Origin of the sequence: Hyunsoonleella jejuensis (assembly GCF_900111025.1) — a bacterium.
Classification (GTDB): domain Bacteria; phylum Bacteroidota; class Bacteroidia; order Flavobacteriales; family Flavobacteriaceae; genus Jejuia; species Jejuia jejuensis.
Genome location: NZ_FOFN01000001.1, coordinates 1087694 through 1114560 on the forward strand (window position 1 = coordinate 1087694; position 26867 = coordinate 1114560).

The 26867-nt window shown below is 32.5% G+C and carries 18 protein-coding genes and 1 tRNA gene; 8 read left to right on the plus strand and 11 right to left on the minus strand.

What is annotated here, in order from left to right; genetic code table 11:
- Positions 1–14: 14 nt before the first annotated feature.
- The 10 genes from BMY39_RS04695 to BMY39_RS04740 form a co-directional block, all read right to left on the minus strand.
- The gene (locus BMY39_RS04695; protein ID WP_092576204.1) at positions 15–1508 is read right to left on the minus strand and encodes a DUF2779 domain-containing protein; all 1494 of its coding nucleotides are present in this window, start codon (positions 1506–1508) and stop codon (positions 15–17) included.
- Positions 1509–1528: 20 nt separating this feature from the next.
- A complete protein-coding gene (locus tag BMY39_RS04700; RefSeq protein WP_092576208.1) occupies positions 1529–3364 on the minus strand; it encodes a DUF262 domain-containing protein in 1836 nt (611 codons plus the stop codon).
- Positions 3361–4509, minus strand: coding sequence for an SIR2 family protein (locus tag BMY39_RS04705; RefSeq protein ID WP_092576214.1), 1149 nt, complete (start codon positions 4507–4509; stop codon positions 3361–3363). Before BMY39_RS04705 ends, BMY39_RS04700 begins: the two co-directional genes overlap by 4 nt.
- Entirely contained in the window at positions 4506–5270 is a 765-nt protein-coding gene (locus tag BMY39_RS04710; protein ID WP_092576219.1) for a hypothetical protein, read from the minus strand. The genes BMY39_RS04705 and BMY39_RS04710 overlap by 4 nt, the downstream gene beginning before the upstream one ends.
- A 13-nt stretch (positions 5271–5283) precedes the next feature.
- Positions 5284–5505 (minus strand): hypothetical protein, encoded by a 222-nt coding sequence (locus tag BMY39_RS04715; RefSeq protein ID WP_092576223.1) that lies wholly within the window; start codon positions 5503–5505, stop codon positions 5284–5286.
- 17 nt (positions 5506–5522) lie between these two features.
- The gene (locus tag BMY39_RS04720) at positions 5523–9677 is read right to left on the minus strand and encodes an Eco57I restriction-modification methylase domain-containing protein (protein ID WP_092576227.1); all 4155 of its coding nucleotides are present in this window, start codon (positions 9675–9677) and stop codon (positions 5523–5525) included.
- A 2-nt stretch (positions 9678–9679) separates the two neighbouring features.
- A complete protein-coding gene (locus BMY39_RS04725; protein ID WP_177176543.1) occupies positions 9680–12490 on the minus strand; it encodes a helicase-related protein in 2811 nt (936 codons plus the stop codon).
- 2 nt (positions 12491–12492) lie between these two features.
- Complete coding sequence (locus tag BMY39_RS04730) at positions 12493–17655, minus strand: DEAD/DEAH box helicase (RefSeq protein WP_092576237.1); 5163 nt, start codon at positions 17653–17655, stop codon at positions 12493–12495.
- A 231-nt stretch (positions 17656–17886) separates the two neighbouring features.
- On the minus strand, positions 17887–18279 hold the full coding sequence (locus BMY39_RS04735; RefSeq protein WP_092576242.1) for a hypothetical protein: 393 nt from the start codon (positions 18277–18279) through the stop codon (positions 17887–17889).
- A gap of 179 nt (positions 18280–18458) precedes the next feature.
- Positions 18459–18842, minus strand: a complete 384-nt coding sequence (locus BMY39_RS04740; protein WP_143064737.1) for a hypothetical protein — start codon at positions 18840–18842, stop codon at positions 18459–18461.
- A gap of 398 nt (positions 18843–19240) precedes the next feature.
- Between BMY39_RS04740 and BMY39_RS04745 the strand changes: the two genes are divergently transcribed.
- Positions 19241–19861, plus strand: a complete 621-nt coding sequence (locus BMY39_RS04745) for an alpha/beta fold hydrolase (RefSeq protein WP_177176544.1) — start codon at positions 19241–19243, stop codon at positions 19859–19861.
- Complete coding sequence (locus BMY39_RS04750) at positions 19848–20822, plus strand: hypothetical protein (RefSeq protein ID WP_092576256.1); 975 nt, start codon at positions 19848–19850, stop codon at positions 20820–20822. Before BMY39_RS04745 ends, BMY39_RS04750 begins: the two co-directional genes overlap by 14 nt.
- A gap of 191 nt (positions 20823–21013) precedes the next feature.
- On the opposite strand, the gene BMY39_RS04755 is transcribed toward BMY39_RS04750, so the two are convergent.
- Positions 21014–21086, minus strand: a tRNA-Phe gene (locus BMY39_RS04755).
- A 150-nt stretch (positions 21087–21236) separates the two neighbouring features.
- Here BMY39_RS04755 and BMY39_RS04760 point away from each other — a divergent pair.
- The 6 genes from BMY39_RS04760 to BMY39_RS04785 all read left to right on the plus strand — a co-directional run bounded on the left by BMY39_RS04760 (position 21237) and on the right by BMY39_RS04785 (position 26783).
- The gene (locus BMY39_RS04760; RefSeq protein WP_092576259.1) at positions 21237–21965 is read left to right on the plus strand and encodes a type III pantothenate kinase; all 729 of its coding nucleotides are present in this window, start codon (positions 21237–21239) and stop codon (positions 21963–21965) included.
- Positions 21965–23269 carry a BamG family beta-barrel-assembly machinery protein gene (locus tag BMY39_RS04765; RefSeq protein ID WP_092576262.1) on the plus strand — a complete coding sequence of 435 codons (1305 nt, stop codon included), beginning with the start codon at positions 21965–21967 and terminating at the stop codon, positions 23267–23269. The genes BMY39_RS04760 and BMY39_RS04765 overlap by 1 nt, the downstream gene beginning before the upstream one ends.
- Before the next feature lie 18 nt (positions 23270–23287).
- Positions 23288–24676: a tetratricopeptide repeat protein gene (locus BMY39_RS04770; protein WP_092576267.1), complete on the plus strand. Its 1389-nt coding sequence runs from the start codon at positions 23288–23290 to the stop codon at positions 24674–24676.
- Entirely contained in the window at positions 24676–25230 is a 555-nt protein-coding gene (gene lptC, locus BMY39_RS04775; RefSeq protein WP_092576270.1) for an LPS export ABC transporter periplasmic protein LptC, read from the plus strand. Before BMY39_RS04770 ends, lptC begins: the two co-directional genes overlap by 1 nt.
- Before the next feature lie 74 nt (positions 25231–25304).
- A complete protein-coding gene (locus tag BMY39_RS04780; RefSeq protein WP_092576277.1) occupies positions 25305–25493 on the plus strand; it encodes a hypothetical protein in 189 nt (62 codons plus the stop codon).
- Complete coding sequence (locus tag BMY39_RS04785; RefSeq protein ID WP_092576279.1) at positions 25494–26783, plus strand: hemolysin family protein; 1290 nt, start codon at positions 25494–25496, stop codon at positions 26781–26783. It abuts the gene before it with no gap.
- Positions 26784–26867 lie beyond the last annotated feature (84 nt).

Consider the following 26867-nt stretch of genomic DNA (forward strand, 5'->3'; position numbering starts at 1 on the left):
AACATGAATAATATCTAAATTTCATATATTTTATCTAAAACCTCAAAAATCTTTACCATAGCATAAGTGTCAAGTTTACAATACTCCAACAAGTCTTTTCTCGTTTTTTCATAATCTCCATGATATTCTCCACTTGCCATTTGAGCAAATACTGTACTTGCAGTACCACCTTCTTTGATATTTAATTCTTGGTACGATAAGTCTGGAACTAATGCAGGTAATACATATTTTATAGAATAGCTCCCTTTCATTTCTGGGGTGTAATACCAACGCTTTTGAAACGGAATCATTAAATCTTTTAAGCGATCTATAATATTGTTTATCTCATTAGTATATTGTGGGTATACCGTTATTAAATCCTTTAATTTTCCTCTTTCAAAACCTATATTGTAGACTAATATATCGCCAGAAATGTCACAATCATCTATTAATTGCTTTACAAAACCTGTTCGAGGATCTTCGTTGGTTGTGGTTTCTGCTAAATATTCATGATGCTCTAAAACTCCATTCTCATCTGATAGGGTGTGTAGTGAGTATTGAAAAACAAATTGTTGATATGGCCTAGTGTTATCATAAATCGGAATTGCAGAACCCATGGTTTCGAAATCCAAAAAAAATAATGGGTAGCTTAGGTCTTTTATAAATGCCGAGATATTCTTTTTGTCAATATGCTCGGTATTATCTAACTCGCTTATTACTTGTAAAAGTTGGGGTTTGTTTAAAGGGTTATCGGTTAAATCTATCTGATCAAATGTAGTGATGCCTTTTTCATATAATTGAAACTTTTTACTAGTCCATAAATTGGCAATATCGAATATGGAATACTCAGGAATGTGTTTCCAACAATGTCCTTTAAAATCGCAGGAGTAAGGGGAGTCGCAATGAGCACCAATATCAATATTGGGGATTGTCTCTTGTCTTATAACTTGCTTTAAATTTCCAACCTGGTTTGGTATGTTTGGAATTACTTCTTGAACTTTATCAAATACAGATTCTATAGTAAACAATTCATGAATATTAATTACTCCACTTTTCACATATTGGTTATTGATGTATACTATGGAAATGTCTTTTAGATCAACACCAGAATTTACAATTGTGTAGTATTGTATGGCCGCATCATAGATATAGGTATCTGAAACACTGGTTGAACTTTTTACTTCATAGGCTTTCCAGCCATCTGCTTCTTTCACAAGGATGTCTAAAGCTCCTAAAACACCATTAAATTGAAATGTGGCTTCATAAATAATGGACTCTCCTCTTTTGATAAACTCATCTGTTTTAAAAACAGATTCTTGCATTTTAAAATGGCTGGAGGATGATGCATCTACGCCATTTGGAAATAATTCTTGAGCTAGTAATCCAACTTTATTTCCTTGGTCAAAAATTGCTTGCTGCTTAGGTGAAATTTCATCCCTTAAATTGTAATCATGTTTATACAAATACAATGATTTCTCACATTGTAAGCCTCTTATAAATGTAGATTTAGAAAGGATGGGTTTCTCCATACTGTTAAGATTTATGACATTTAATCAATGTATTGCTTAATTAAGTCAATTATTTTATCACCCCTACTATCAATATCATTTTTTAACCAGTTGGATTTGTCTTTTAGATCTTCATTTAAAAACATCCCATTTCTATAACCTACATATGATCCATTTTTGTTAGTTCTATCACGCTTTTTAACGAATGAAAGATTACTAAGCTGTGAATTGTAACCTGTTAATGTCAAATTACCCAATGTATGAACACATTCTTCTTGAATTTTTTTTGCCCTTTTTTTATCACCATCTCCTATCATATTGATCCAGTCTTGAGGGATATTATTTCCTTGAGGGAATATATGCTCTATGGTCCAAATGAACCTATTTTTATCATCTCTTGCCCATAAATCGGTGTAAGTTTCTCTAGTCTTATTGTTTAGTTCTTCTACCTTACATAAAATGAAACGGGTTGCACCTGTATTTTCTTCATACAAATCTCCTTTTAATTTTTCAAAGAATAATTCGTCTGTTGCATATGAGGACTCCATTTGTATGTGGTGTTTTATTTTGTTCAGATTATAATCCTTTGATTCATGAAATTCCTTAATTATTTCAATAAATATTTTATCTAAATCTCGGGTAGGAGGTAAATCAGTAATACTCCTGCGCAAAAAGAATTTTACTAAATATTCAATAAGTTCAATTTTAGATTCATCGTCTAAATCAAAATTTTCAAAAACATACATTAATAATTGATAGGATGTTGCCCCACCAATATTCTGTAAGTCTTTGAGTGTTGATGTTATTTCCTTTGAATTTTCTTCATGATTAGGGATAATCAACTTATTATAAGTTTCGGAACTTTTATATAATTTATTGAAGAAAGTATTTGGATCTTTTTTAATAAGTGTATCATAAATAAGTATTAAATTTGATCTTGTAGCTCTTGTTTTACCTCTAACTTCAACACTTTTTTCATTTTTGTATGCATTATAAAAGTGTCGTAAAAATCGATCTTGAATTTTATAGTCGTCCAACAAATTATTGTTAAGTAAGGTCCATTTTTCAAAATTTGCATCAATTGAATCTTTTTGTCTTTTCTCTGATTCGTTTAGAAATGCATTCTTAATTATGTCTATTGGAGATAGAGGAACTCCTCGTGTGTTCAATGTTTCAAATAGCGTAAAGGCATCAGAGTGGTTGGATACTTCTATTTTAACTAAAATGGCTGAATTAATTTTTTTTAAGAGCTGTTTAGTCATTTCTACATCATAAACATACTCATCCTTATAATCTTCATCAGCATCTTTTGGTTTTAGCTTATATTCTGCGAGTCTGTTGGAGAAATACCTGTAAGCTTTTAAAATTCTTCTGTTACCAGCATTATCAGACCATTTAAATCGTCCTTTTAAGAAATTGGTTTCATGTGAAAGCAGATGTTCAAAATCCTCTTTATTTCTTGCTGCATAAGATGGTTCTAAACGTATCGACTTTTTATCACTCTTGAGAATAAGCTTGTATTTTAAATTGAGTAATTCTGAATTAAACTCTAATAACTCTTCTTCATCTTCAATGCTATCTTTAAGCTTACTCATGTGTTGTTGGATGGCCAAAAAGAATAGAAAAAGAGTGGTCATACGTTGTTGACCATCAATTAATTCAAGTCTATCATTTTCTATAGAATCTGTTTTTTTATTTATACAAATAATAGAACCTAGAAAGTGGTTTTCATCATTATCCCAAATATCATCAAATAAGGCTTCCCAGTTGTTCTTATTCCAGACATACTCTCTTTGATATTTTGGTATAAAATATATAATGTCTTTTTCTGTATTATATAAATCTGAAATAGACCTTGCATTTGCTGAATTTATCATAGTACGCTATTTATGTCTTCTAATTTGTTAATATTAAAATGATCCTTTTTAAAAGGAAACAAGTCAAAAGGATTTTGATTTATAATTTTTGTTGCTCTACAGTCTTTTATAGCTTCATTTACATGATCATCTCTATAAGAATATCCAGATATTAATAAATTATCTGTTGTCTTTAGGTTGTCAAAAAATTGATTATAAATATCTGAATACATATAATCATTTTTAATAATTGTTGTTTTATCCTTGCCCGTAATAAATTTTGGGATTGGATCTGGACTATAATCTTGTAATACATCACCAGATTTTGGATCTATTCTAATTGACGTGTGTCTTGCTCTGTAGCCATTGGGTAAGTAATAGGTCCCTTTCCCCGTTCGTTCCAAAAATCCTCCATTTTGATTGCAATGTTCAAATTGATAGCAATCTGTACTTCCATGCATTTTATAAAGTCTTACAGATACTGTATCTTGATATCCCTGATATGTTTCAAGTGGCTCTTCTTCATATTGAATGTTTGAATCTACTTTAGAAAAACCTTTTGTATAATTAATATTATTTTCTTCCAAAAGGAATTCAACAAGGGTATCATGATTTAAAGTAAAAATATCTACTTTATCATATTCTTTAATTAAGTCAACAAAAGGCTTATAAGTTAAGAGTAATTCATCTTTTGTTTTACCAAACCGTAACATATCCCAAATAAGATAATTTAAGATTTCCTTGGCTCTATAGTAATTTGGTTTTTTAAATGGATCTAAATGATAGCTATCTTGATTTAGACTAGGGTTATCTTTTAAAAATTCAGATTTGGCCCTTTTAAACAATAATTTACAGGCATTAAGGTTTGCTTCGGTATCAATTATAAATTGGTAAAAATCTTCATAATCCATAAATGATCCTCTATTCAATTTATAGTCTTTAACATATTCATTTAGTACGTAGGAATATGCCATGTAATCATAATTAAGAGAGCCATTGTTTAAATCTGTCTTATTTTTTCCATCTGTCCACATCCACTCACCAGATGAAAAGAGCAACAATTTTCCTTTTAATTCTCTGTCAAAACGAGCTTGAATATCCTTTCCCAAAGGAAGTCCTGCCTCAAATGAAAATCCTGCGCCAAGTATGATGGTAAGTTTTTTCATTCTTCTTGATCTGAGTTTAAATGCTTTTTTATTAGAAAATTTCCAATACTACGGGGATTATTGAAGTGGCTTCTTACTTTAGTATTTGCAAGATCTTGCAAGTTTTCTGGTAACATCGCATCAAAATCAATTTCAACTTTAGCAATGATAGATTCATAAGAAATATTGGCATCTGAAAAAATAACATCATGATCATACCTTAAATTTTCTAATAATTCTCTTGTTGGTTTTATAGCATAAACAACGCCTGGATTATTTTGAATTTCATCACAACTATCCTTCAAATTAAAGATATTATTATATCTATTGATTAAATTCTCTTTTCTAATATCTCTGATCGGAATTAAATCTATAAACTCTTCTATTTGGGCCAATGCTCTTGAAATCTTTCCTACAATTTGACCTCCTTTTGATTGACCATTAGCATAATTTAAAGCAGAAATTCCTGAAGCAGTAAAGCTAATAGGATGTGTTGGTAAATGGAACAAAAAATGATCTATGGCTCCCGCAGAGTTGAAATTTGTTTGAAATGGATTATTTCGATTAAAATTTGAAGGCTCTCCAAGATCAGCTAATACATCTAATATCTCTCCCAAAGATTCAGTTGAAAATGGTGAATGATTAATCTGGAAGCCATTTTGCTCTATTTCATCTGAGTATAAAACAGATGTTCCATGATAAAGTAATGTTAAGTCTTCATAAATGCGTTCTGGAAAAATTTCCAATAACTCAAAATCTGGATTCCAATTAAATATTTCCATATTCTAACTAGTATTATTCTCCTAAAAACGCATTTAATAAATCTCTAAACTCACGTGCTTTTTCTTTAGTGAATTGAATATTTTGCTTTGAACCACGTTCTCTATTCAAATCATTCATTGCGTAAGTTCTTAATTGCAGATAATCTCTTTCAATTATCACATCACCAACTACCTCTCCTGCTCTAATGTTAATGTCATCTACATTTTCTTTAATAATTCTACCTAATACTGCCATATTGTTTTAATTTATGATTATTCAATATTTATAATTTCAAACTCAAAATCCCCAAACTCAAATCCATCACCTATTTTTTTACCTAGCATTATTTGTGCTAATGAGGAACTAGTTGCAATTTGCTTTGACTCCCTAGTAAATTTATCTTTCATAGCTTTTTTAGTTAAGTGGTACTTCATTTTGTGACCATCTGCTCTTTGAATAGTCACTTTACAACCTTCCTTTACCTCATTAGTTGTTTCTGCAAATAAACCATATTGCGCTTGTGGTTCTTTAACTATATTGGTTTTTACTTTTTTAGGGGTTGCTTTTTTAGTTTTCACATCACTAAACGTGGTACCTTCTGGTATTTCTTTACCTTTTTGTTTGTAAAATGCAACAACATCTTTCTTTTTATGCAAACCTTGTTTTACCTCATCCTCAAAACGCTCGTGGTTAAGTAGTAACAAGCGTTTTAAAACCTCTTTACGAGCGTCTGGGTGAATGGTATAGCGTACTCTATCATTTTCTGGTAAATAGTCTACTTCATAAAAATCATGACGCAATTGTATGTCTTGCCAACCATAAGCCGCCAAAACAGCTTCATCCATTTCTTTATGTAGCTCACGCAATTTAAAAATGAGTGGCACTGCTTCTTCATAACCAATATTACCTTCTTTTTTTACTTCTAAATGGTTATATAAATTCCAGGTCTCCTTACCATACTTTTTAATAAACTCATTGTCTAAATGGGAAGAATTTACTTTTACTAATGATTGATTATTAAAGCTATTTAAAAGTTCGGTTAACCCAATGTTTAATTTAACCATTAATGCACTTCTAAGACTTACATACTCAGTTGACAAATCCAATCTATTCAAGGCGAACGGAAAACTATCAAAAACCCTTGAGGGGTTAAAATTTATACCTGCAGCCCTCATAGTGGTGCTATACTGCCAACCCCAGACTTCAAATATTGATGATTGAAGCAAACACAAGAACTCGTTTGAATCAGATGCAATCACACAAAGTTTATTGTTAAACACTTGGTTTGAATCTAAAATTGAAAAAGTTAAATATTTAGATACCAAAGGTGACACAATAACTTTAGGAAGATCTTTAATTGTATCGTATAGCTTTGGCCTTTTTTCTGCATAAATCCACCACTTTTCTGGTAGAGGCTTCCTTAATGCATAAACTCCTTCAATTGGTACTTTACCTTCATCTAACTTCCACCTTTGTCTATATGGTTTGACTTTTTCTTCTATTATCTTAAAACAGTCTGGGTATGTTCTTGCTTTTTTCTCACTATAATTTCTGAAATTAATGACAATTCTAGGTGCTATTTGATTTGGAATTTTAGACACATCAGCTCCACCAATGTATGGTGATATGACATCTTTATTAATTGGATTTTTCTTAATTAAGGAGATAGCTACTTCCTTTTGCAATAAGAATCCGTCCCCCAAAATAATAGAGCCTTGAAAAGCCATGTCTGAATTCTCAATTAATAGACAAGGTGCTCCATTGTTTATTTCTGAATCTAAAAGGTCTGAAATATGATTTACCTTAATATCATCTAAATAACAATAAACATCTTTCTTTGTTTTGGAAATAGATAACAATGTTACATTAACACCGGCAACACCTGGCCAATTAATAGATTTTTTTGCAAAAATAATATGACCATCTTCCGCAAGAATTACTTTTAATCCACCATCTCTAGTATCTCCTTGTGAAATTGAATTTGTTGATATAATTGCCGAAAAACCAAAATTATTTTTCAAATAAAATATTCTTCTAATAAAATATGTAATTAAATCACACCTTCCTTTAGCAGGAAAATATTGTTTTTTAAAATAATTTAATGAATTATTCCCCACTTTTCCTGACACATACTTAGCACCTAAATAAGGTGGATTCCCCAAAATACAATCAAAACCTCCTTGACTAAAGACTTGTGGAAACTCTAAAAACCAATGAAAAAAGCGTTTGTCTTGGCTTATGGCTGTGGCTGCACCACGGTCTAATATTTGAGTTCCTGTTTTAAGGTAGTTAATGTATTGGCTGTGGGTGGTTAGTTTTTCTTTATTGGCTTCCGTTTTTGGTATAAAAAACTGGGCTACTTGTAAATCTGCCAATTGTTTTAAACGCCACCATTTTTTACCTTTAATCAACTCTTGGTAGAGCTTGTCTTTTTTGGCAATTTGTTCTGGTGTGTTTTCTGGTAATTTGGCAAAATTGGTAAAGTCTTTTTGCAAGCCTTTTAAATCGTCATCTACCTTGGCAATTTCGTAGGTGCTTAATTGGTTTTTGGTTTTACGTTCTAAATCGTTACGTTTTTTAAAAGCACTTGCTACTAGCTTATTATCATCTGGTAAGGTTTTAAAGGCTTCACTTGCAATACCGTTTTCCAGTTCTTCAAAATGCGCCAAACCTACTATGGCGTTACCACATTTAATATGGTGGTCTAAAAAGTTCATAGGCTGCCCAGGATCGTGAGCTTCGAGCCATAAGGCTACTTTACACAACTCTACTGCCAATGGGTTTAAATCTACGCCATAAATACAATTGCGTATTACATCTCTGGTGGCTTTACGCATTTCGGTTGGTGCAGGTTGGTCTTCTTTACTACGGTATTTTGCCAATTCAAAGCCAATACGTCTTGCAGCAGACAATAAAATATGACCACTACCACAGGCTACATCGCAAACCGTTAAAGACAATAAACCAGCTTCGGGATCTGGTTCTTTTAACTTATCGGTAATTAAATAATCTAAAGAATGAGTAATTAATGGTTTTACTAATTCTTCAGGTGTGTAATGTGAGCCACTAGAAGAGCGTTCATCACCTTCTACAAAACTAAAAATAGGCTGCCCTACATGGTCTGTTATAAGGGGTTTATATTCTAATAAGCCTTCGTAGACCGAACCGAATTCTTCAACATCTAAATCGGCATAATTAACACGTACACGTATTCCTTTTTCGTTCTCAAACGTCACTAAATAACGCAGCACTTTGAGTAAACATTCGTTATCTAGCAATTGATCGTTAAGAATTCCTAAAGAACTAGGTGAAAATAGCCCAGATCCTAATGGATCTATTCCTAGTTTTTTGCCATATTGTCCATCTTCAAAGAGTGCAAAAGTGGTAAGTAGAGATTGCCATAAATCCGTTTTTCTAGGATCTACATATACTAGCTTTTCAGCTAATTTAGTTAAGCGTTGTAAACTGTAAAAATCATAATAAATGCCTTTCTTTTTGTTTAGGGCCTCATCACGTTTTTCAGGATATATCAATTTGCGTTCTTCAATGACCAATAAGAACAACATGCGATACACCAATCTCAAGGTGTAGAGGTAGTAGTCCTTTTCAGAAACTTTATTTTCCGATACTAATTGTCGTAAGTGTTCATTCGCTGGATGTGATAATAAGCCATTAGCCAATTCTTTAATCGAACTTTCTACAGCCAAACTTAAACGCTCTCTTATACGAGACCCAGAAGCAATTGCTTCCTGATGGTAAAACTCAAAAATGCTATCTGGTCCTACATCTATTTTTTCAGGCATTCTAGTGGCATGCAGTGCTCTAAATAGTAAGGCGAACTCTACATACAAACCTTCTTCCATGATTTGTTGTAAATCGAACTCCAAATAACTCAATCTGCTCAACCTTGTGGCATCACGTAGCACTCTTAAAAAACGACCGTTGGTTACAAGCCCATATAAATGCTCGTTGTTATTTAAATACTCTTGCACTAAGGCGTGTGGCGATAAGCGTGTTGTGCCTGTTTCTGGTCGCTTATCTAATGATTGGTTAACACCAACAATATGAATTGGAAATCCATCACGATTTGTTGAGCGGTGACTAATGGCGTAGGATTTGCCATTTATGATTTCTGCATTTGCAATGGTCATTTCATATCCTAAAACGGATAATAATGGCACCATCCAAAATCGTCTTGTCTCTGTTGTTCCAGTATCGGTTTCGTTTAAACTTTCTCTTTTGTGTTTAAATGCATTCCAATTAGAAACGGCCAATGACCATGCTAAATTAATTTCATCACGAATGGATGCGCTTGGATTTAAATTAAAGTCAATAGGTTTTTGAAAGCGGATATCTTCCGTTCTTATTTTTTCAAGAATCTCGCTTGATACAATATTACCTTGTATAGAAATAGAGCTATAATTCATAATTACAAGGATTTTGGTTTAGGCATTAATATATAAACTCCCATTACGTCTGGAGGCAGTACAGGTGTTGCTTTTTCATAACGGCGACCACCAACTAACTCCTTAAATCTGCCATGGGCTTCTACCAATTTTTCGGCACGCTCATTTGCCAGATCAATAAATTGAGACTTCATGGTTTCAAAATTTTTGAGTTCTGCTTCAAGATCTTCCTGCTGACGTTCTTTTGATAAGTTGGTTAAACTTTTTGCAGTGGTCATTAAATTTTTTGCGGTAGTATAATCAAGTACTTCCATATTACCATTAACAGATTGATAACCCCATAAATACATTTCTTCGGCAATGGCTTCTTTTTTAGAAGCTACTTCTTTGATTACATTTCGTACTCGGAACATTACCAAGGTAGTTTTGGTGTTTACAACATCGGTTTGGATTTCACTTACACGTGCAAGCCTACCATATTCAGGGTGTGGTTCAAAGGCTATAGCCAATAAGAATTGACATAGTTGCTCAACAAATTGATGATTACGACCAACATAGATGTAGCCTTTAGGTGTTGGCGAAACAAAACTAATTTTGGTTAGTTTCTCAGTATTGAAAAATCGTCGGATATGAGGTGGCAAGTTTTGAGCCTGTAAATTGTAACCAGATTTCCCATCCCATTCGCAATTTCCACCTAATTGCTGCACCGCACTTCTTACAAACTGTGCAACGGTTTTATCATCACCAATAGCTTCATCTACCTCATCTAAATCTTTTTTTATAGTTTCTGGATCAATGCTTTCGTGTGCAAAAATACTTCTTAAGTTTTCACCTTTCTTCCTTGCTAGATCCAATTCGTTTGTCACTGTTTCTTCAGCAAATAATTTTTGTTGTTTTCCTTCAGACTTACCCTCATCAAATAAGAGATGTTTAGCTGCTTCAGCCATTACGGATTTACTGTTTTCTCCAATAGCAATCGATACCCCTGTTGACTTTTGAATTTCGACTACCTTTTTTATTAGGACTTCCAAAACGAACGTATCCATGTCGTTATCTTCCCCATACAAAATATAGTTTTTGATAATTGGCGAAGTTTGCCCAAAACGATCAACACGACCAATACGTTGTTCTAAGCGGTTGGGATTCCATGGCAAATCATAATGTAAAACCGCTGTAAAATGTTCTTGAAGATTGATCCCTTCACTTAAACAATCGGTAGCAACCAAAACACGTTTTTCAGCTTTACCCATAATTTCAATACGCTCTTTACGTTGTTCATCGGCAAGTTCTGATGTTATCGCTTCAATATGAATACTTTTCGGTAGCTCCTTCTTTAAGCGGTCTGCTACATAATTAGCAGTTGCTATGTAATGACAAAATACAATGGGATCTAAATCCTCTTTGATTAATTGCTTTACATATTTAATGGTGGTTTCAATCTTTCTATCTAATTGGTCTTGTTGAAGTAATACAGCTTCTTTCTGCAAACTTTCTAAATCATTTAACTCTTCATTTTCAAAGTCAATACTTTCTATTAAATCTTGTCTAGGAATATCAGATATATGTTCTAAATCTTCAAATAATGTATCTTCTAATGACGGAGCTTCTGTAGTTTCCTCACTGGCCAATATTTTATCTTTTCGCCTCTCAAGCATCTCTATTGCCATAATTGGGCTTGACATGGCACCTTTTATTAAAGCTATAGCTGCCCACGAACGCAATAATTGAGTTTGTTTATTGTCTGTCTTTTTAGAAGAAATTCCTCTGGCAAAACGAATTAAATTATGATAAAACATTTGATACTCTGGTGACAAGGCATACCCAATTTCCAATGAATCACGATCGGGAAATTCAGTTTTTTCTTTTAACCACCTTTTAATGTTTTCACGCTTACGTTGTACAAAATGTCTTGCTAATTTTCTTCTATCATTTTGATCAATGGTATCAAATTTTAATTGACCAAATTTAGGTTTCAACAAACCTAAAAGCGATGTAAACTCACCATCTTTACCACTATGAGGGGTTGCTGTTAACAATAGAATATTTCTGTCTTTTTTTTCAGCGAGATCATGAAGTAAAGCATGACGTTGCTGTTGTGATTTTGATTTTGCACCTTCTGGCAATGCGCAGGTATGTGCTTCGTCAACAATTATTAATTCTGGACAATCATTAATAAATATACCACGTCTTCTATCTGACTTAATGTAATCTACGGAGATTACTTGAAAAGGCACATGATAGAATACACTTTGGTCATCAGGTATTTTTCTGTCTAGTTTAGCTGCTGTACTAGATCGAATAATTTCAGCATCAATGTCTAACTTGTCTTTTAACTCTCCCTGCCATTGCTCACATAAATGGGGAGGACAAATAACAGCAAACTTTTTAATCTCCCCTCGCTCCATTAATTCCTTTAGAATAATAAGCGCCTCAACCGTTTTACCAATACCAACATCATCAGCAATCATTAATCTTACAGTTTCCTGCTTCAATGCCATTACTAAGGGGACTAATTGATATGCTCTTGGGCGGAATGATAATTTTCCCATGCATCGAAAAGGTCCTGCAGCATTTCTGAAGGATAATCTAGAAGCATCAAATAAAATACGTGCTGTTTCGAAAGCTCCTATTTCATGTGGTTTTGGATCATCAAAATTAGCTTTGGTAATTTGCTCATTTTGAAGCGTAATGGGTAAATAAACTGCTGTTTCTTCTTCCTCAGAACCACCCAGAGGCTTAATGCGTAATATATCTTTATCATCTGATGGTAAAACCATCCAATCTCTTTTTCGATAATGGACTAGCGTCCCTGGTTGACGTTGTGTGTTGCTCATAATTAATTAACTTTTCTAAAAACGTCTTTTCTTCTCAAAACTAATTCTTCAACTTTTTCTTTATAATGCCATTCAATTACATCATAACCTGCATCTCGTAATAGCTTTCGCTTATGTAAATCGTCTTTGTTCACACTTGCTTTATCATGAATAGACCCATCACAAAATAGTAGTACAGGACCATTAGATGTGTTATAAACAAAATCAGGACTTATATAAAAATCATCCATATACACTTGCGCCTTATCTGGTAAAGCCAGTTTGTTTTTATATAGATATTTAATAAGTGGTAGTTCTGTAGCACTATTTTTATCATAGGCTTCTAATAAATAACGGTATTGCTCCTCTCTGTCATTTCCTTCTTGTACAAGGGTTAAATCACAATCCATTAATTGCTCCAAAACTTCTTTAATGCTATACCGATCTAAAATTTCATGATGTCTTTGATTGTAATAGGATAATAAGTCTTCATAAGATGCTCTTGGAAGGTTTTCCCCAACTTCAGTTTCCTCTCTGGTTTCAGGGTTGAAATGGAGATTGCGATAACTGTCTTCAAATAATTGATTTAATTTCTCAGGCTCTTGAATAAGTTGAGATAATATCCCTAAACTACCTTCTGCTGCCTCATAAATTAAAATATTTGGATTGTCTAAGTTGCCTAATACATTTACCCCAATTTCACTCTCTTCCACTTGGAAAAAACTTTCAATGCCACGCTTTAAGGCATAGCTTAATGTAATCACCTGTTCAGGAGTTAATCCTAAATTAGCCAATGGTTGAATATATAGGGTATCCGCAGTATCACGAACAAAAATCATAACATCTTTTTTGTTATCTAATGTTTCCTGATTGGTGTCTATATCTCTTTGAGTTAGCCATTTACCATTTCTTTTATCAATAGCAAATCCATCAGTTTCAGAAGTAGACCTTCGAGATCGTCGATTCAATTTTATTAATTCTGTAGATTGATCAAAGATTAGATTTAATAATTTTTCACCACCTCTTTGGACTACCAAGTTTTTAGTATGTTCGATACCCTTAGTGTATCTAAAATATTCTTCTATCATGTACCCAACTGAAGATCGATCTTCTTCAACACACGAAATACGTTCTTGAGGAACACCTTCACATTCTGATAGTTCTATTAATGTACTTCTGTATTCATGATTATTACCCTTTAATTCAGCTAATGTAATAGGATCATTGTTGGCTAATTCTGCTTCATCATCTAAAAAAGCATATCCTGTTGCTTTTGATATTTTAATTTTACGTTGATGTGTGTCTGAATCCATCAACATCATACGATTCATACGATATTTACTTCCGTTATGATATAGGGTGTTGTGTGGACCAAATTCCTTCAGAGCAATTCCTCTTGGTCGTGAAATATATTCTCCTTGGTCTGTATGCTTATAGCCAATAAAGGTTCTAACTGGCAAACGAGTAAAATTATATCCTGGTAAAAACCCTTCTGATGCTAAATATCTAAAAACATAAAATTCTGATTGATTTTTATATCCTTTTGTGGTATCATTTTTTAAAAGTTCAATTTGTTTCAAGCCAATTGCATGTTGTTTTTTGGCTTCAATTTTTTGATCGCTGTCAGATCTTATTACAGGATCATCAAGAACAATACGAGATTTTAAAATCATTGACTTTGCAGCCATAAACAAATTACGCCATCTGGTAAATGCACCATTAAATCGTTCAGAAAATGAAGATATTTTGTTTTCTAACCATCTATCAGAATACCACCAAGTTTCTTGAAGTTCAGGCTCTATGCTTGAAATCACTTTTCTATATGATGATAACCATTTATCCTTATGATTTACTATACCATTATCTATGGCATCTATTATATTTTGCTTTACTGACAATTTTTTTTCATTTGTTAAATCAAGTAAATCTGCCACTGAAGAATTTAAATCTGCTAAAGCTAATTCCATTAAAATATAAGCGTTGAAATGGGAGGTGAGTAGTTCATCATTGATTAAATCTATTCTTGGAGGAACCACCGTTCCAGCAACCATAGTTTCAGATGCATTGAAATAATTTTGATCGTGTGCTGACCAAGCGGAACAATATGTAAACACAACTGCAGTTTGACCACTTCTACCTGCACGACCACTTCGTTGTGCATAATTTGCTGGGTTAGGTGGTACGTTACGCATATGAACAATATTAAGATTAGATATATCAATACCTAATTCCATTGTTGGAGAACAATACATGGTAGAGATTTCTCCTTTTCTAAAAGCTTCTTCTCGCTCTATTCTAGTATCACTATTAACTTGCCCTGTATGTTCTCTGGCTTCAATTTCTTTTTGATATTTAGCAAAGTCCGTTTGATAAAGTTGTTGAAAATATAAGTTTGGCCGAATTTCTAAGGTACGATAAGTATTTATTCTCGTTGCATCAATTGGAACAGTTTGAGCATCACCAGGAACCCAAATAAGATTATCTGATCTAAGTAGATACCCATCAACGGTTCCTCCAGATCCTCTTAAGTTTTCTCTTTTTGATAAAAAGTTTGTGGCAGTTAGCAAATCACATAAGCTCTCAATAAAATCTCTATACTCATCTTGACTTAATGGAACAAAGTCATTTTCAAGCATCTTTCTTTTAATATATTTACCCAACCCAGATCGTAACCCGATAGTTCCAAAATAAATACCCCTTTGGGCTCTACCAGGTCTTACAGGCACCATATATGTCGGGCTTTCTATAGATTCCCTATGATCCAATGACCACAATTTTTTATCATCTAATTTATTTTTTAGAAAACTTTCAGTTTCAGAACGATCTTCAACCAAAAAGCGATGGTCCAGTGCATAATTCGTTCTAAAATAATTGAATAATTGAGTCAGAATTTCTTCTCTTATTTCTGGAGATAAATCGCTAAAAAAAGGTATATGAGCAAATTTTTGATCCATGCCACATAATCTACTCAATTCATGATATTCAACTTTTAATAACGCCGTTTGCTCAAGGTTAGGCAGCGTATAACGCCATCCTCTTTTAAGATCTTGAAATATTCTAATTAGAAGGTACGTTTTAATCGCTCTTTCATTATCACGATCAGGGAAGTCTGGATCTGCAGAAGGGGTTTTTGCAAATGCATCTTCCTTTAATTTTAGTTCTTTATATACATGTTCGGCAATTTCATGCACTCTTAAACCAGAAGGATTGTTTTTTAGGGCGTGATATAATCCTGAACGTAACCTTATGGATGAAAGAAAATCATTAAAATGTCCAGCTTGTAAAGATGCATCTTGTCTATTGTCGGTAAAACTTAATAATTTCTGATCTTTTAATTCCTCTTTTTGCTTGTAAAGCGAGTCTATAACGGCATAAGATAATATAGTTGTAGCAGTACTTCTACCTTCATTACCTAACTTCATTAACTTTGTTCCTTCATTGGTTTTTGAATCTTCATAAATAATACCCGCAGATGGGTCAATACGAAGTTTAACTGGTATGTAATAACCTCTAAGAGGGTAAATAGGCTCTGATGAATAAGCACCACTAGAGTTGAAATAAACCAATTCTGGCATTTGCCAATTATAATATGGCTTAAATTGCGTTTCACTAGGGTTTAACCAATTTGATGGAGCTATTTCAATAGGGTCTTCATTCCAAAAAGTTTCCCCTTCATCAAGAATTAAATAACCCGAACTGAAATTTCTTTCAATTAGATTTTCTCTGGTCCCCTCCCTTAATGTTAAAGTTCTAACTGGTTCATCAGGATTCCTAGGTAATAATATTTGCTTATCTACATCTTTTTCTACGCAAATAAAATCCATACCTGAATACCTGCTAAACAAAATTGGATATAGAAATTTTTCTTCATTTCCTTCCCTTATATACCTTCCAGACTTAATGGTTATACTTCTTACATTTCGTTGTTCTAATGTTACAGATACCGTACTTGTTTGAGAGATAAATTGATGAAAACGAAATGGTAAAAAGCTTTTGCCAGTATTTTGAACTCTATTTTTTTCATTTAAATACTCCGTCCATTTTAATAAGTCAATAAGTTTGCCCTCTATTAATTGAATATCTAATTCTGTTGCTTTTTTTAATAAAGAAGCAATTGTTTTAATCGTTTTGGGCTTACCTCTTTCAAGTAGACCTTCATTATCTTTTAATGCAATATTTAATTCAAGCCAATTGGTTAAAGGATGATTAATGAATGTATCTTCATCGTCTTGATTATTGATGCCTTTTTGAATGGAGTTTCTTAGGTCTATAGAATTGAAAATATTTCCAAGGGTGCATGTCTGAAGATATTCACCTATAATTTGGTGAGTATCATAATGAACACCAAAAATTTTGGTAGCCACATTAGCAACGGCTTCCTTTTTTTCGGTGGGACTTCCACCAGAAGACATGGTTGCAGAGGTTCCGATAGTTACTATGTTTAAAGAACAAAAGCTTCTAATACGCCTTATAAGCATACTAACATCTGAACCTTGCCTACCTCTATAAGTATGCAGTTCATCAAATACTAAAAATTCCAGATTATCTTTCAATGAATCACGTAACCAAGATTCCGATTGTCTTGTCATAATCAACTCTAGCATCATATAGTTTGTTAATATGATGTCTGGTTGATCATTTTTAATTTTATCTCTCGTTTCAGCGTTTTCTTGACCCGTATATTTGGCAAAAGTTATCGGGAATTCAGATCCAAAGTTTTCAGCATATTTTTCAATCTCACCTTGTTGAGAATTAATCAAAGCATTCATTGGATAAACTAGGATTGCCTTAACACCTTTCTTTTTTTTATTTCCCTGATTGAAAATAGAATTAAATATAGTTGCTAAATAGGTTAAGGATTTACCTGACCCAGTTCCAGAAGTTACTACAAATCCTTGGTTTTGAATCCCAATTTGAATAGCTTCTGTTTGATGACTATACAAATTGAAATCTCCAAACGTTTTAATTAAATTTTTATTAATTAAACCTTGATCAAATAGATCTTTCAAAGAATTTCCTTTTTTAAAAGAAGGATTAAATTGGATTAATGGATCAGGAATAAAACCATCGCTTTCAAAAGCCTTTCTAACCTCTTCTTTAATACGCTCATCTGCAATGTTTAAAAATGAATTTAAATAATCTCTATAATTTGATATTACTTGATCGTGTGTTTTAAATGCGTCCATTAAAATTACTATAAGTTAAATTTGACTACCAAGTGAACTTTGGTATAGTTTTTTGTTGCTAATTTTATTATTTCATGCTAAATACGTGGCAGTATAAGCGCAAAAAAAATATTACAATTAAGTAGGTTTGTTTTGAGCCATTATAATTGCAATTAGAGAGACTTAAAGGTATTAAAAATACACTTAAACTAGTATAAAAAACTTACAAATAAATCTTAATACATAATGATTCTAAAAAGGAGGCAAGCAATCAAAAATATTGGATTGTTCTGAGCATCTGAAAATATCGGTTATTTCACCTTCGGTAAATTGTATATAGATCGCATATTTATGGCCAGAATTATTACCAGTAAACACAAAAACTGGTTCGCTACAGAGGCATCCAGTGCAAATATTTGTAGAGAGTTCAAGATTTGTATCTCCCTTTTCACGAAACTCTTTAAAGATTTGCATTTGTTGATAGATGAATGCTGTTTTTTTCATGTCCTCGTAATAAGCTTCTTCATCCAACAATTCGTTTAGCTTATGGTAGTCCATGTTTTGGAATGCTTCAATCAATTTTGTGAGGTGTGATTTAGCTTCTTTTGTAGTTGCGATTTTATGGACTAATTCTTGTACTTGCATATTATTTTGGCCTCGTATTTTATATTTTGTTTATCAGGGTAGATTATTTTCTTTAATTACGATATTAGTTAGTATCAAATATTTTTTAAGGTAATAATATTATGATACACTAAAGATAATCACTAATTTTTAATTTAACAGAGCATAAAAATTATAACCATTAAATTTTGGTTAATAGATTAAATAATCTTTAATCTCCAATAATTAAGAATAGCAGCTATTTCAAATAATTCCTTTTCCTCAGATTTCTTAATTAGACTTAGAAGTTCTGAAGTTATTTCTCGTGGGTTTTCGAAATATCCATATAAATCTCTATTGTTTTTCATTAACTTATAAATCCAAGTAATAACTCGAATCTCTAATCCGACAGCTTCCCATTCTTTTTTCTTTGATAGAAGCTGTTCGTCGTTTTTGTATCCAGACAATACATGTGAAATAAGTTCATTACGCTGCTGATATCCTAACTTATTTTGTTCCGATGTAAGTGATTCATATTTTTCTTCTAAAGCTTTAAAAACCTTCCGAAGTTGTTTCTGATATTCTATGTATTCAGTTGTCAGCATTTTTATGTATATGAATTGCAGAGATATGAAATAGTTGATTAAAAAAAAATAATAAAATATTTTTTTGAACTTCATATATAAACAACAAGAAGTACCCTAATTAGAACCCACCCCCACATTGACATTTTTCGAAACGTCCCCGAGGTGAAAAAATGAACCTTATGAATGGCAGACTATGTTTGTTAGGTTTAGTGCCTTTTTAATATTTTATCTTATTTTTAAGAATAATTTGAAAGATGATTCTACTTCTTTGCTTGCTCGTAATACCATTGATTTATTGTGTTGTTACTTTTCTGATTTGTTCATTTGAAGAGTATTCTTCCAAGCACAAGGTGATAATTGATTTTCCTATAAGTTCAATAATTAAAGAGTGGTTTTTGCAATGCGTTATTTTTATTATGATGCCGTACGAATATTTTTCTAGATGGGAAGTTTATAATGGAAACAAAAACACTTTGGTATTAATGCTTCCTGGATATACTGAGACGCAATTTGTTTTTTATGAATTTAGAAAGTGTCTTAAAGAATCAGATGTAAGCTTTAAGACAATAAAATATAGGCCATTTCTTGGGGATTTAGATTTGGAGATAGAGAAATTAATGGTAGAAATTCATTCAGTTATTTCTAATAATCCTGAAAAAGAAATAGTTCTTATTGGGCATAGCATGGGAGGATTAATAGCTAGGTGCGTCCTTGAGCGATTGAGGGATTCAAATAAGGTGAAGTCCATTATGATTAGCACTCCTCATTTAGGTACAAAATTAGCAAGTTTTGCTTTAGGTTCATGTGGTAAGCAAATGAGACCTAAAAGTTGTTTCATTAATTCGATGGCAAAAGCATTTAATAAGAATTCATTAAATATTTATTCTAATGCTGATAGTTTGGTTTGTCCAAGGAGTAGTTTGTTGTATTTAGGTAATAATGTGCAGACAAAAAAGAAGTTACTACATAACTCAATACTTTTTGATAGAGAGGTAGTTCAAGAAATAAATAAATTCATAGATCATGGAAATAACTAGTATTATTCAAAGTTGGATTCTGTCCAAAAGAGGGTTTAATATATTTTATTTAACAATATTAATTTTATCAGGTTCGGTATATACTGTTAGTCAATATTTAATTAATAATGAGATAATTGATTCTATATTTGTTGGCTTGCTTTTGGGAGGAACTTTTGTCTTAATCCTTGGGATTTCATCGATAAAAAAGTTTATGTCTAACAATGCCAGTTCATTTGCTGAAGAATTAAATGATTTTGATAAGGATTATCTTAAATCTCTTTTTGTAAAAGTTTTTAACAACCCATTTTGGATTTACGTAGCTATAATTTACGGTGTTATGGTTGGTATAACGCCCTTTATATTTGGGTTGTGGGATGAAAACTTTATTTTAAAATTTCAGTTATCAGTTTTCTTGTTTATAGTAAACTTTCTAACTGGAGCAAGTTTGTTCGCATTGTCGATGTTGTTTGTTCTTTTATATAAAGCTTCAAAAAAAATTAATGCAAAAATTTATGACAGAACTAATATTGCAGTGAAATTTGTTGTTACCTTATCTCAAATGGCTAGTGTGATTGCATCATTCTATGTTGCTTTTTCGATTGGAAGTATTTATTTTTCTCAAATTCCCTATAATACATTGGTTATAGGTTATTCTTTATTTGCAGCATTAATTATTTTATTGGCATATATTATTCCAATGATTCCAATTAGAAACAAAATTCAACATCAGAAAAGAGATCTTAAAGACGAAATTGCACAGTTATTACAAATAGAGATTGATGGATTGCTTAATAAAGCCAAAATGGATAAGGTAATTGATACCAGTAAATACAATTCACTACTTGAAATAAATAGTAAAATATCAGGTATCCCCACGTTGCCTATAGGTATAAAGGCTATATGGAATGCTTTAGGTATAATCGCAGTCACAACTCTCCCTATAATTATTCAATTGGTTTTGGAAAAATTAATGAACTAAAAAAAATTAATTAATTTTAGTAAACGATATTAATTTCTTTTTAAATTTCAAAAGAAGAACTCTAAATTCATTCAGGTTTAAGTACGTTAATTTTGAAGCAAATTATTCGATGTTGTCCCGAATGTTGTCCCTTTCAAGAAATAAAAAACCCTTAAAAGTTTGATATTCAAACAAGTAAGGGTTAATTTAAGTGGTACCTCCAGGAATCGAACCAGGGACACAAGGATTTTCAGTCCTTTGCTCTACCAACTGAGCTAAGGTACCTCGCCAAAGCGGATGCAAATATATATGCATTTTTATTATTTGCCAAAATAAAAATACAAAAAAGATAGCTTAGTAGCCAATTCAATAATTATAATATACTTAACATATTAATTCACTTGGTTTTGTAGATTTACACTTTTACAATTTGTAATGAATTTAATAATTGATGTTGGCAATACATTTGTGAAACTGGCGGTCTTCGAATCTGATGCGTTGGTATTTAAAACCGCTGTGGAATTGGGAGATGTTGTAGATGAGGTTAAAAATTTAAAACATGATTTTCCTAAACTCAAAAACGCTATTATTTCTTCCGTTGGGGCTTTAAAAACTAGTCAAATTAGTGCCATACACAAACAAATTGACGTACTTCAGTTAAATCATACCACAAAAGTACCTTTTAAAAATAGTTATAATACGCCAAAAACTTTGGGGATAGATAGAATTGCGCTAGTTAGCGCGTCAGTATATCATTATCCTAAAAATAATGCACTAATTATAGATGCGGGTACTTGTATTACTTACGATTTTATTACCGATAAGAACGAGTATCTCGGTGGTGCCATTTCTCCTGGAATTAGAATGCGCTACAGGGCACTACATAATTTAACCGCTAATTTACCGTTACTAGAAACAAAAATGCCTAAACATATTATTGGAACATCAACACAAAGTTCTATACATTCTGGTGTTATAAATGGTGTTATTAACGAAATTGATGGCTCTATTAAAAGCTATAAAGAAAAATACTTGGATTTAACAGTTATTTTAACAGGTGGCGATGCTAATTTCTTGTCAAAACAATTAAAAAGTAGCATATTTGCCAACTCTAATTTTCTTTTGGAAGGTTTAAACTATATTTTGAAATTTAATTCAAACTAATGATAAAAAAACTGGTAGTAGTTTTTGTTGCTATTTTCACTATCACGGCGTATGCTCAAGAAGGAACAGCTTCTCCATACTCGTTTTACGGCATAGGAAGCCTTAAATTTAAGGGAACTGTAGAGAATAGAAGTATGGGAGGATTAAGTATCTACAGAGATAGTATACATATTAATCTTCGTAATCCAGCTTCATTTACGGGACCAAATCTTTTAATGTTTAATAATGAAAGTAGGCCCGTTAAATATGCAATTGGTGGTAATTATTCCAGTATCAATTTAAAAAGTAATGCAGGGACTGCTAATGTATCTTCAGCTACTTTTGATTATTTAGCCTTAAACTTTCCTGTTGGGAGATTTGGAGTAGGCATGGGGCTTTTGCCTTATACTGCTGTGGGCTACAAATTGGAAACAGATAACGATGACGGAGTTACCACAAATAGATATAATGGAGAGGGTGGATTAAATAAAGCCTTTTTTGGGGTAGCATATAGTATTTCTAATAATTTCAGTTTAGGTGTAAATGCTCAGTATAATTTTGGGAACATTCAAAACAGTGCTATGGAATTTAGGTTCGATAATGATGGCATACCTTTGTTAGCTCAATCGAGAGAAAATAATCGTTCTGATTTAAGTGGTTTGAATTTTGATTTCGGATTGTACTATAAATCAAAACTAAGCAAATCTTTAGAGTTAACTACGGCACTTACCTTTACACCAGAAAGTAATATAACATCAAAAAATCAGCGCAGTTTTTCAACGGTTGCCATTGCAGGCTCTGGAGACGAAATTGTTTTAAGCACCATTGATGATGATTTAGAAGCACAAGGTCTATTAGAGACCGATTTGGTGTTACCTTCAAAATTTTCTTTTGGCGCAGGCCTTGGGCAAGCAAGAAAATGGTTTGTAGGTGTAGAATACGAAAGCCAGAAGATTAGTAATTTTGAGAATATTCTATACCAAACATCAGCAACTAGTTATCAGGATGCTTCTAGGTTTTCATTAGGTGGATTTTACATACCAGAATATAATTCCTTTTCAAGTTATTTTAAACGTTTGGTTTATAGAGCAGGATTGCGAATGGAAAATACAGGCTTAAGTATTGAAAATGAATCCATAAAAGAGTTTGGCATATCTTTTGGTGTAGGTATACCAGTTGGAGATTTTGGTTCAAATGCAAATATAGGATTAGAAGTAGGTAGAAAAGGCACGACAAATCAGAATTTAATACAAGAGAATTTTATAAACTTTCAGATTAGTTTATCTTTGAACGATAGATGGTTTCAAAAGAGGAAATATGACTAACAGCGTAACACGATTATCATGAGAACAAAATTTACATTATTAACATTTTTATTCACTTTCTTAATAGCGGGTGTAAATAGTGTGGGTGCTCAAAATGAAGAGCAAATGGCTAAATTATCTATAATGACAGAATATGCCAAAGCAAAAAATTATGAGGCAGCTTACAAGCCTTTTAAGGAGCTTTGGGCCGAAAACCCAAAATTTAACCGCGCTATATATGTATATGGTGAAAAAATACTTGATTATCAAATAGATAAATCTACTGGCAATGACAAAGTAGGTTACCTTAATGATTTAATGAAGCTTTGGGAAGATAGACGAGAGCATTTTGCATCTAAAACCCCAAAAGGAGAATATGCCGCCAAAGCATGTCAATTAATGTTTGATAACAAGGAGGTTTTAGGAAAAAGCGATAAAGAATTGTACGATTGTTTTGATGCAGCTTACAATGACGATAAAAAAACATTCGATAACCCAAAAAGTTTATACACTTACTTTTATTTAATGGTAAAGTTGTATGATGCAGGTTTAAAACCAGCAAAAGACCTTTTTAATAAATACGATGATGTCGTTGAGAAAATTGAAGAGGAAGTTCAAATAGCTTCTGAAAAATTGAATAAACTTGTTCAGAAAGAGGAATCGGGAACGCCTTTAACCTCTAAAGATAAAAAATACGAAAAGTACTATGGTCAAATACTTAATGCTTTCGACCAAATATCAGGAAGTATTGATTCCCAATTGGGAGGACGTGCCAATTGTGAAAACTTAATTCCGTTATACAGTAAAGATTTTGATGCGAATATAAATGACGCAGTTTGGTTGAAGCGTGCTGTAAGTAGAATGTTTAACAAAGAGTGTACTGATGATCCATTATACGAAAAACTGGTTAAGGCATACGACGCTACTGCACCTTCTGCAGATACCAAATATTTTGTGGCTACGATTTTACTTAAAAATGGAAAAACTTCAGAGGCTGAAAAGTACCTAAAGGAATCTTACGATTTAGAGACAGATACCTTTAAGAAATCTAAACTAGCTAATAGAATTGGCTTAATTTTAAAGAAAAAAGGCAGATACGGTCAAGCAAGAGGGTATTTTAGAGATGCCTTAAAGCTTAACCCTTCAAATGGTCGTCCACACTTATCTATAGCTGCAATGTATGCCGCAAGTGCAAAAGACTGTGGAGATACCAATTTTAACAAAAGAGCTGTGTATTGGTATGCTGCCCAGGAGGCAAGAAAAGCATCTAGGGTAGATCCTACTTTAAATAAGGCGGCTGCCCAAAGTGCTGCAAATTATGAAGCTAAGGCGCCACAAAGAGCAGAGATTTTCCAAGCTGGAAATGGCGGTACAGTTATAAATATTGGATGCTGGATTGGAGGTTCTGTAACAGTGCCAAAAATTTAATGCAAGAACGAATAGCTAAATATAAAATTTTAAACATAGTCATAGCGTTAGTTATGGCTATGTTTTTTTCGTGTAAAAACAACTTTAAAGATATTCAGAAAATTGGTATTTCTGAAAACGAACCTATTGGTGTTGCAGAAAATATCAATTTAAAATATACAGATTCTGGTAAAGTAAAGGCTATACTAAAAAGTCCAAAAATGTACGATTACAGTAATAGGAAATTTGCCTACAACGAATTTACCGATGGTGTTAATTTAGAACTTTTTGAAGATGGCAAGAAAAGCGTTGTAGTTTCTGATTATGCTATTATTTACAACAAAACTAATATCATCGATTTGCAGGGTAACGTAGTAATTACCACGCATAGTAACGACACGCTTTTTGCAGAACAATTATACTACGATCAAGAAAAAGAATGGCTATTTACTAATAAACCTGTTACGTTTAGAACCGGTCGTGATTTAATAAATGGCAATGGTTTCGATTCTAATTCAAAATTCACAAACGCTGAAGTTTTAGAAATCACTGGTCTTATTACTGTAGATGAATAATTTTTGGGTCTTTACATTACATTTCATATTTAAAGTTCTATTTTAAGTATCTTTGTACCATAATTTATTCAATTATGAGATACGCTAAGTTTTTCCAATTTGTATACTTAGTTTTTGGGGTATTGTTTTTAGGCGATGCAATTACAAAATATACGGCCAATGGCGAAATTGCCTATCCTTCCATTTTATTGGGGATAACAGCAATTTTCATGTTCTTCTTCAGAAGAAGATTTATGAAGAAATTTGAAAATAGAGACAAATAAATGACGATTTACGTTGTTATTATTGTACTGTCCTTAATCCTTTCTGCATTCTTTTCAGGAATGGAAATTGCATATGTCTCTTCCAATAAAATTCACATTGAAATAGAGAAAAAACAGGAAGGTGTTCTGGCAACAGTGCTTAGAAGATTAACGGCCAAACCTTCCAAATTTATTACCACCATGCTTATTGGTAACAATATAGCATTGGTAATTTACGGGTTTTTTATGGGTGATGTTTTGGTACACTGGTTTCAATCCATGTTGCCATCAAACTCAGCATTGATTACTTATCTGCTAACCGATTTAAGCCTGTTAACGCAAACCATAATCTCTACGTTTGTAATCTTAATCACTGCAGAATTTTTGCCAAAAGTATTTTTCCAAATCTACGCCAACACACTTTTAAAAATTTTAGCAGTACCAGCTTACATCTTTTATGTATTGTTTACTTGGATATCAGATTTCGTGATTTGGATATCAGATTTGGTTCTAAAATATTTCTTTAAAACCGATGGTGACAATATTCAAATGGCATTTACCAAGGTAGAATTAGGAAATTATATTAGTGAGCAAATGGAGTCTGTAGAGGCGCATGATGAGGTAGATTCAGAAATTCAGATCTTTCAAAATGCTTTGGAGTTTTCAGAAGTAAAAGCTCGAGAGGTAATGGTGCCTAGAACAGAGCTTATTGCCGTAGATATTAATGAGTCTATAAAGTCTTTAAACGCTTTATTTACTGATACGGGTTGCTCTAAAATTTTAGTGTATAAAGATTCCATAGATGATATCTTAGGCTATGTACATTCTTTCGAACTGTTTAAAAAACCAAAAACCATCAAGGCTATTTTACTACCGGTAGAATTTGTTCCTGGTACGGTGTTGGTTAGTGATGTGTTAAATATTTTAATTAAAAAAAGAAAAAGTATTGCAGTAGTCTTGGATGAATACGGCGGGACTTCAGGTATTATGACCGTCGAGGATATCGTGGAAGAGCTATTTGGTGAGATTGAAGACGAACACGATACCGTGGTTTTAAAGGAAGAGCAAATTAATAAGAATACCTATCAGTTTTCCGCAAGAATGGAGGTAGATTACATTAACGAAACCTATAAAATAAACCTTCCAGAAGATGAAAACTACGAAACATTAGGTGGTTTAATTGTTAATCGTACGGAACAAATTCCACAAAAAGACGAAGTGATTACTATAGATGCATTTCAGTTTACAATTTTAGAAGTCTCCAATACAAAAATTGATTTGGTTGAAGTAAAGCTTATTGAAGAAGATTAGGCCATTTGCACATCCACTGTGTAACTTAAATTAAAGCCTATTTCTCCTTTCATTATTGAATAGAAAATAGTATTTTCGCGCACG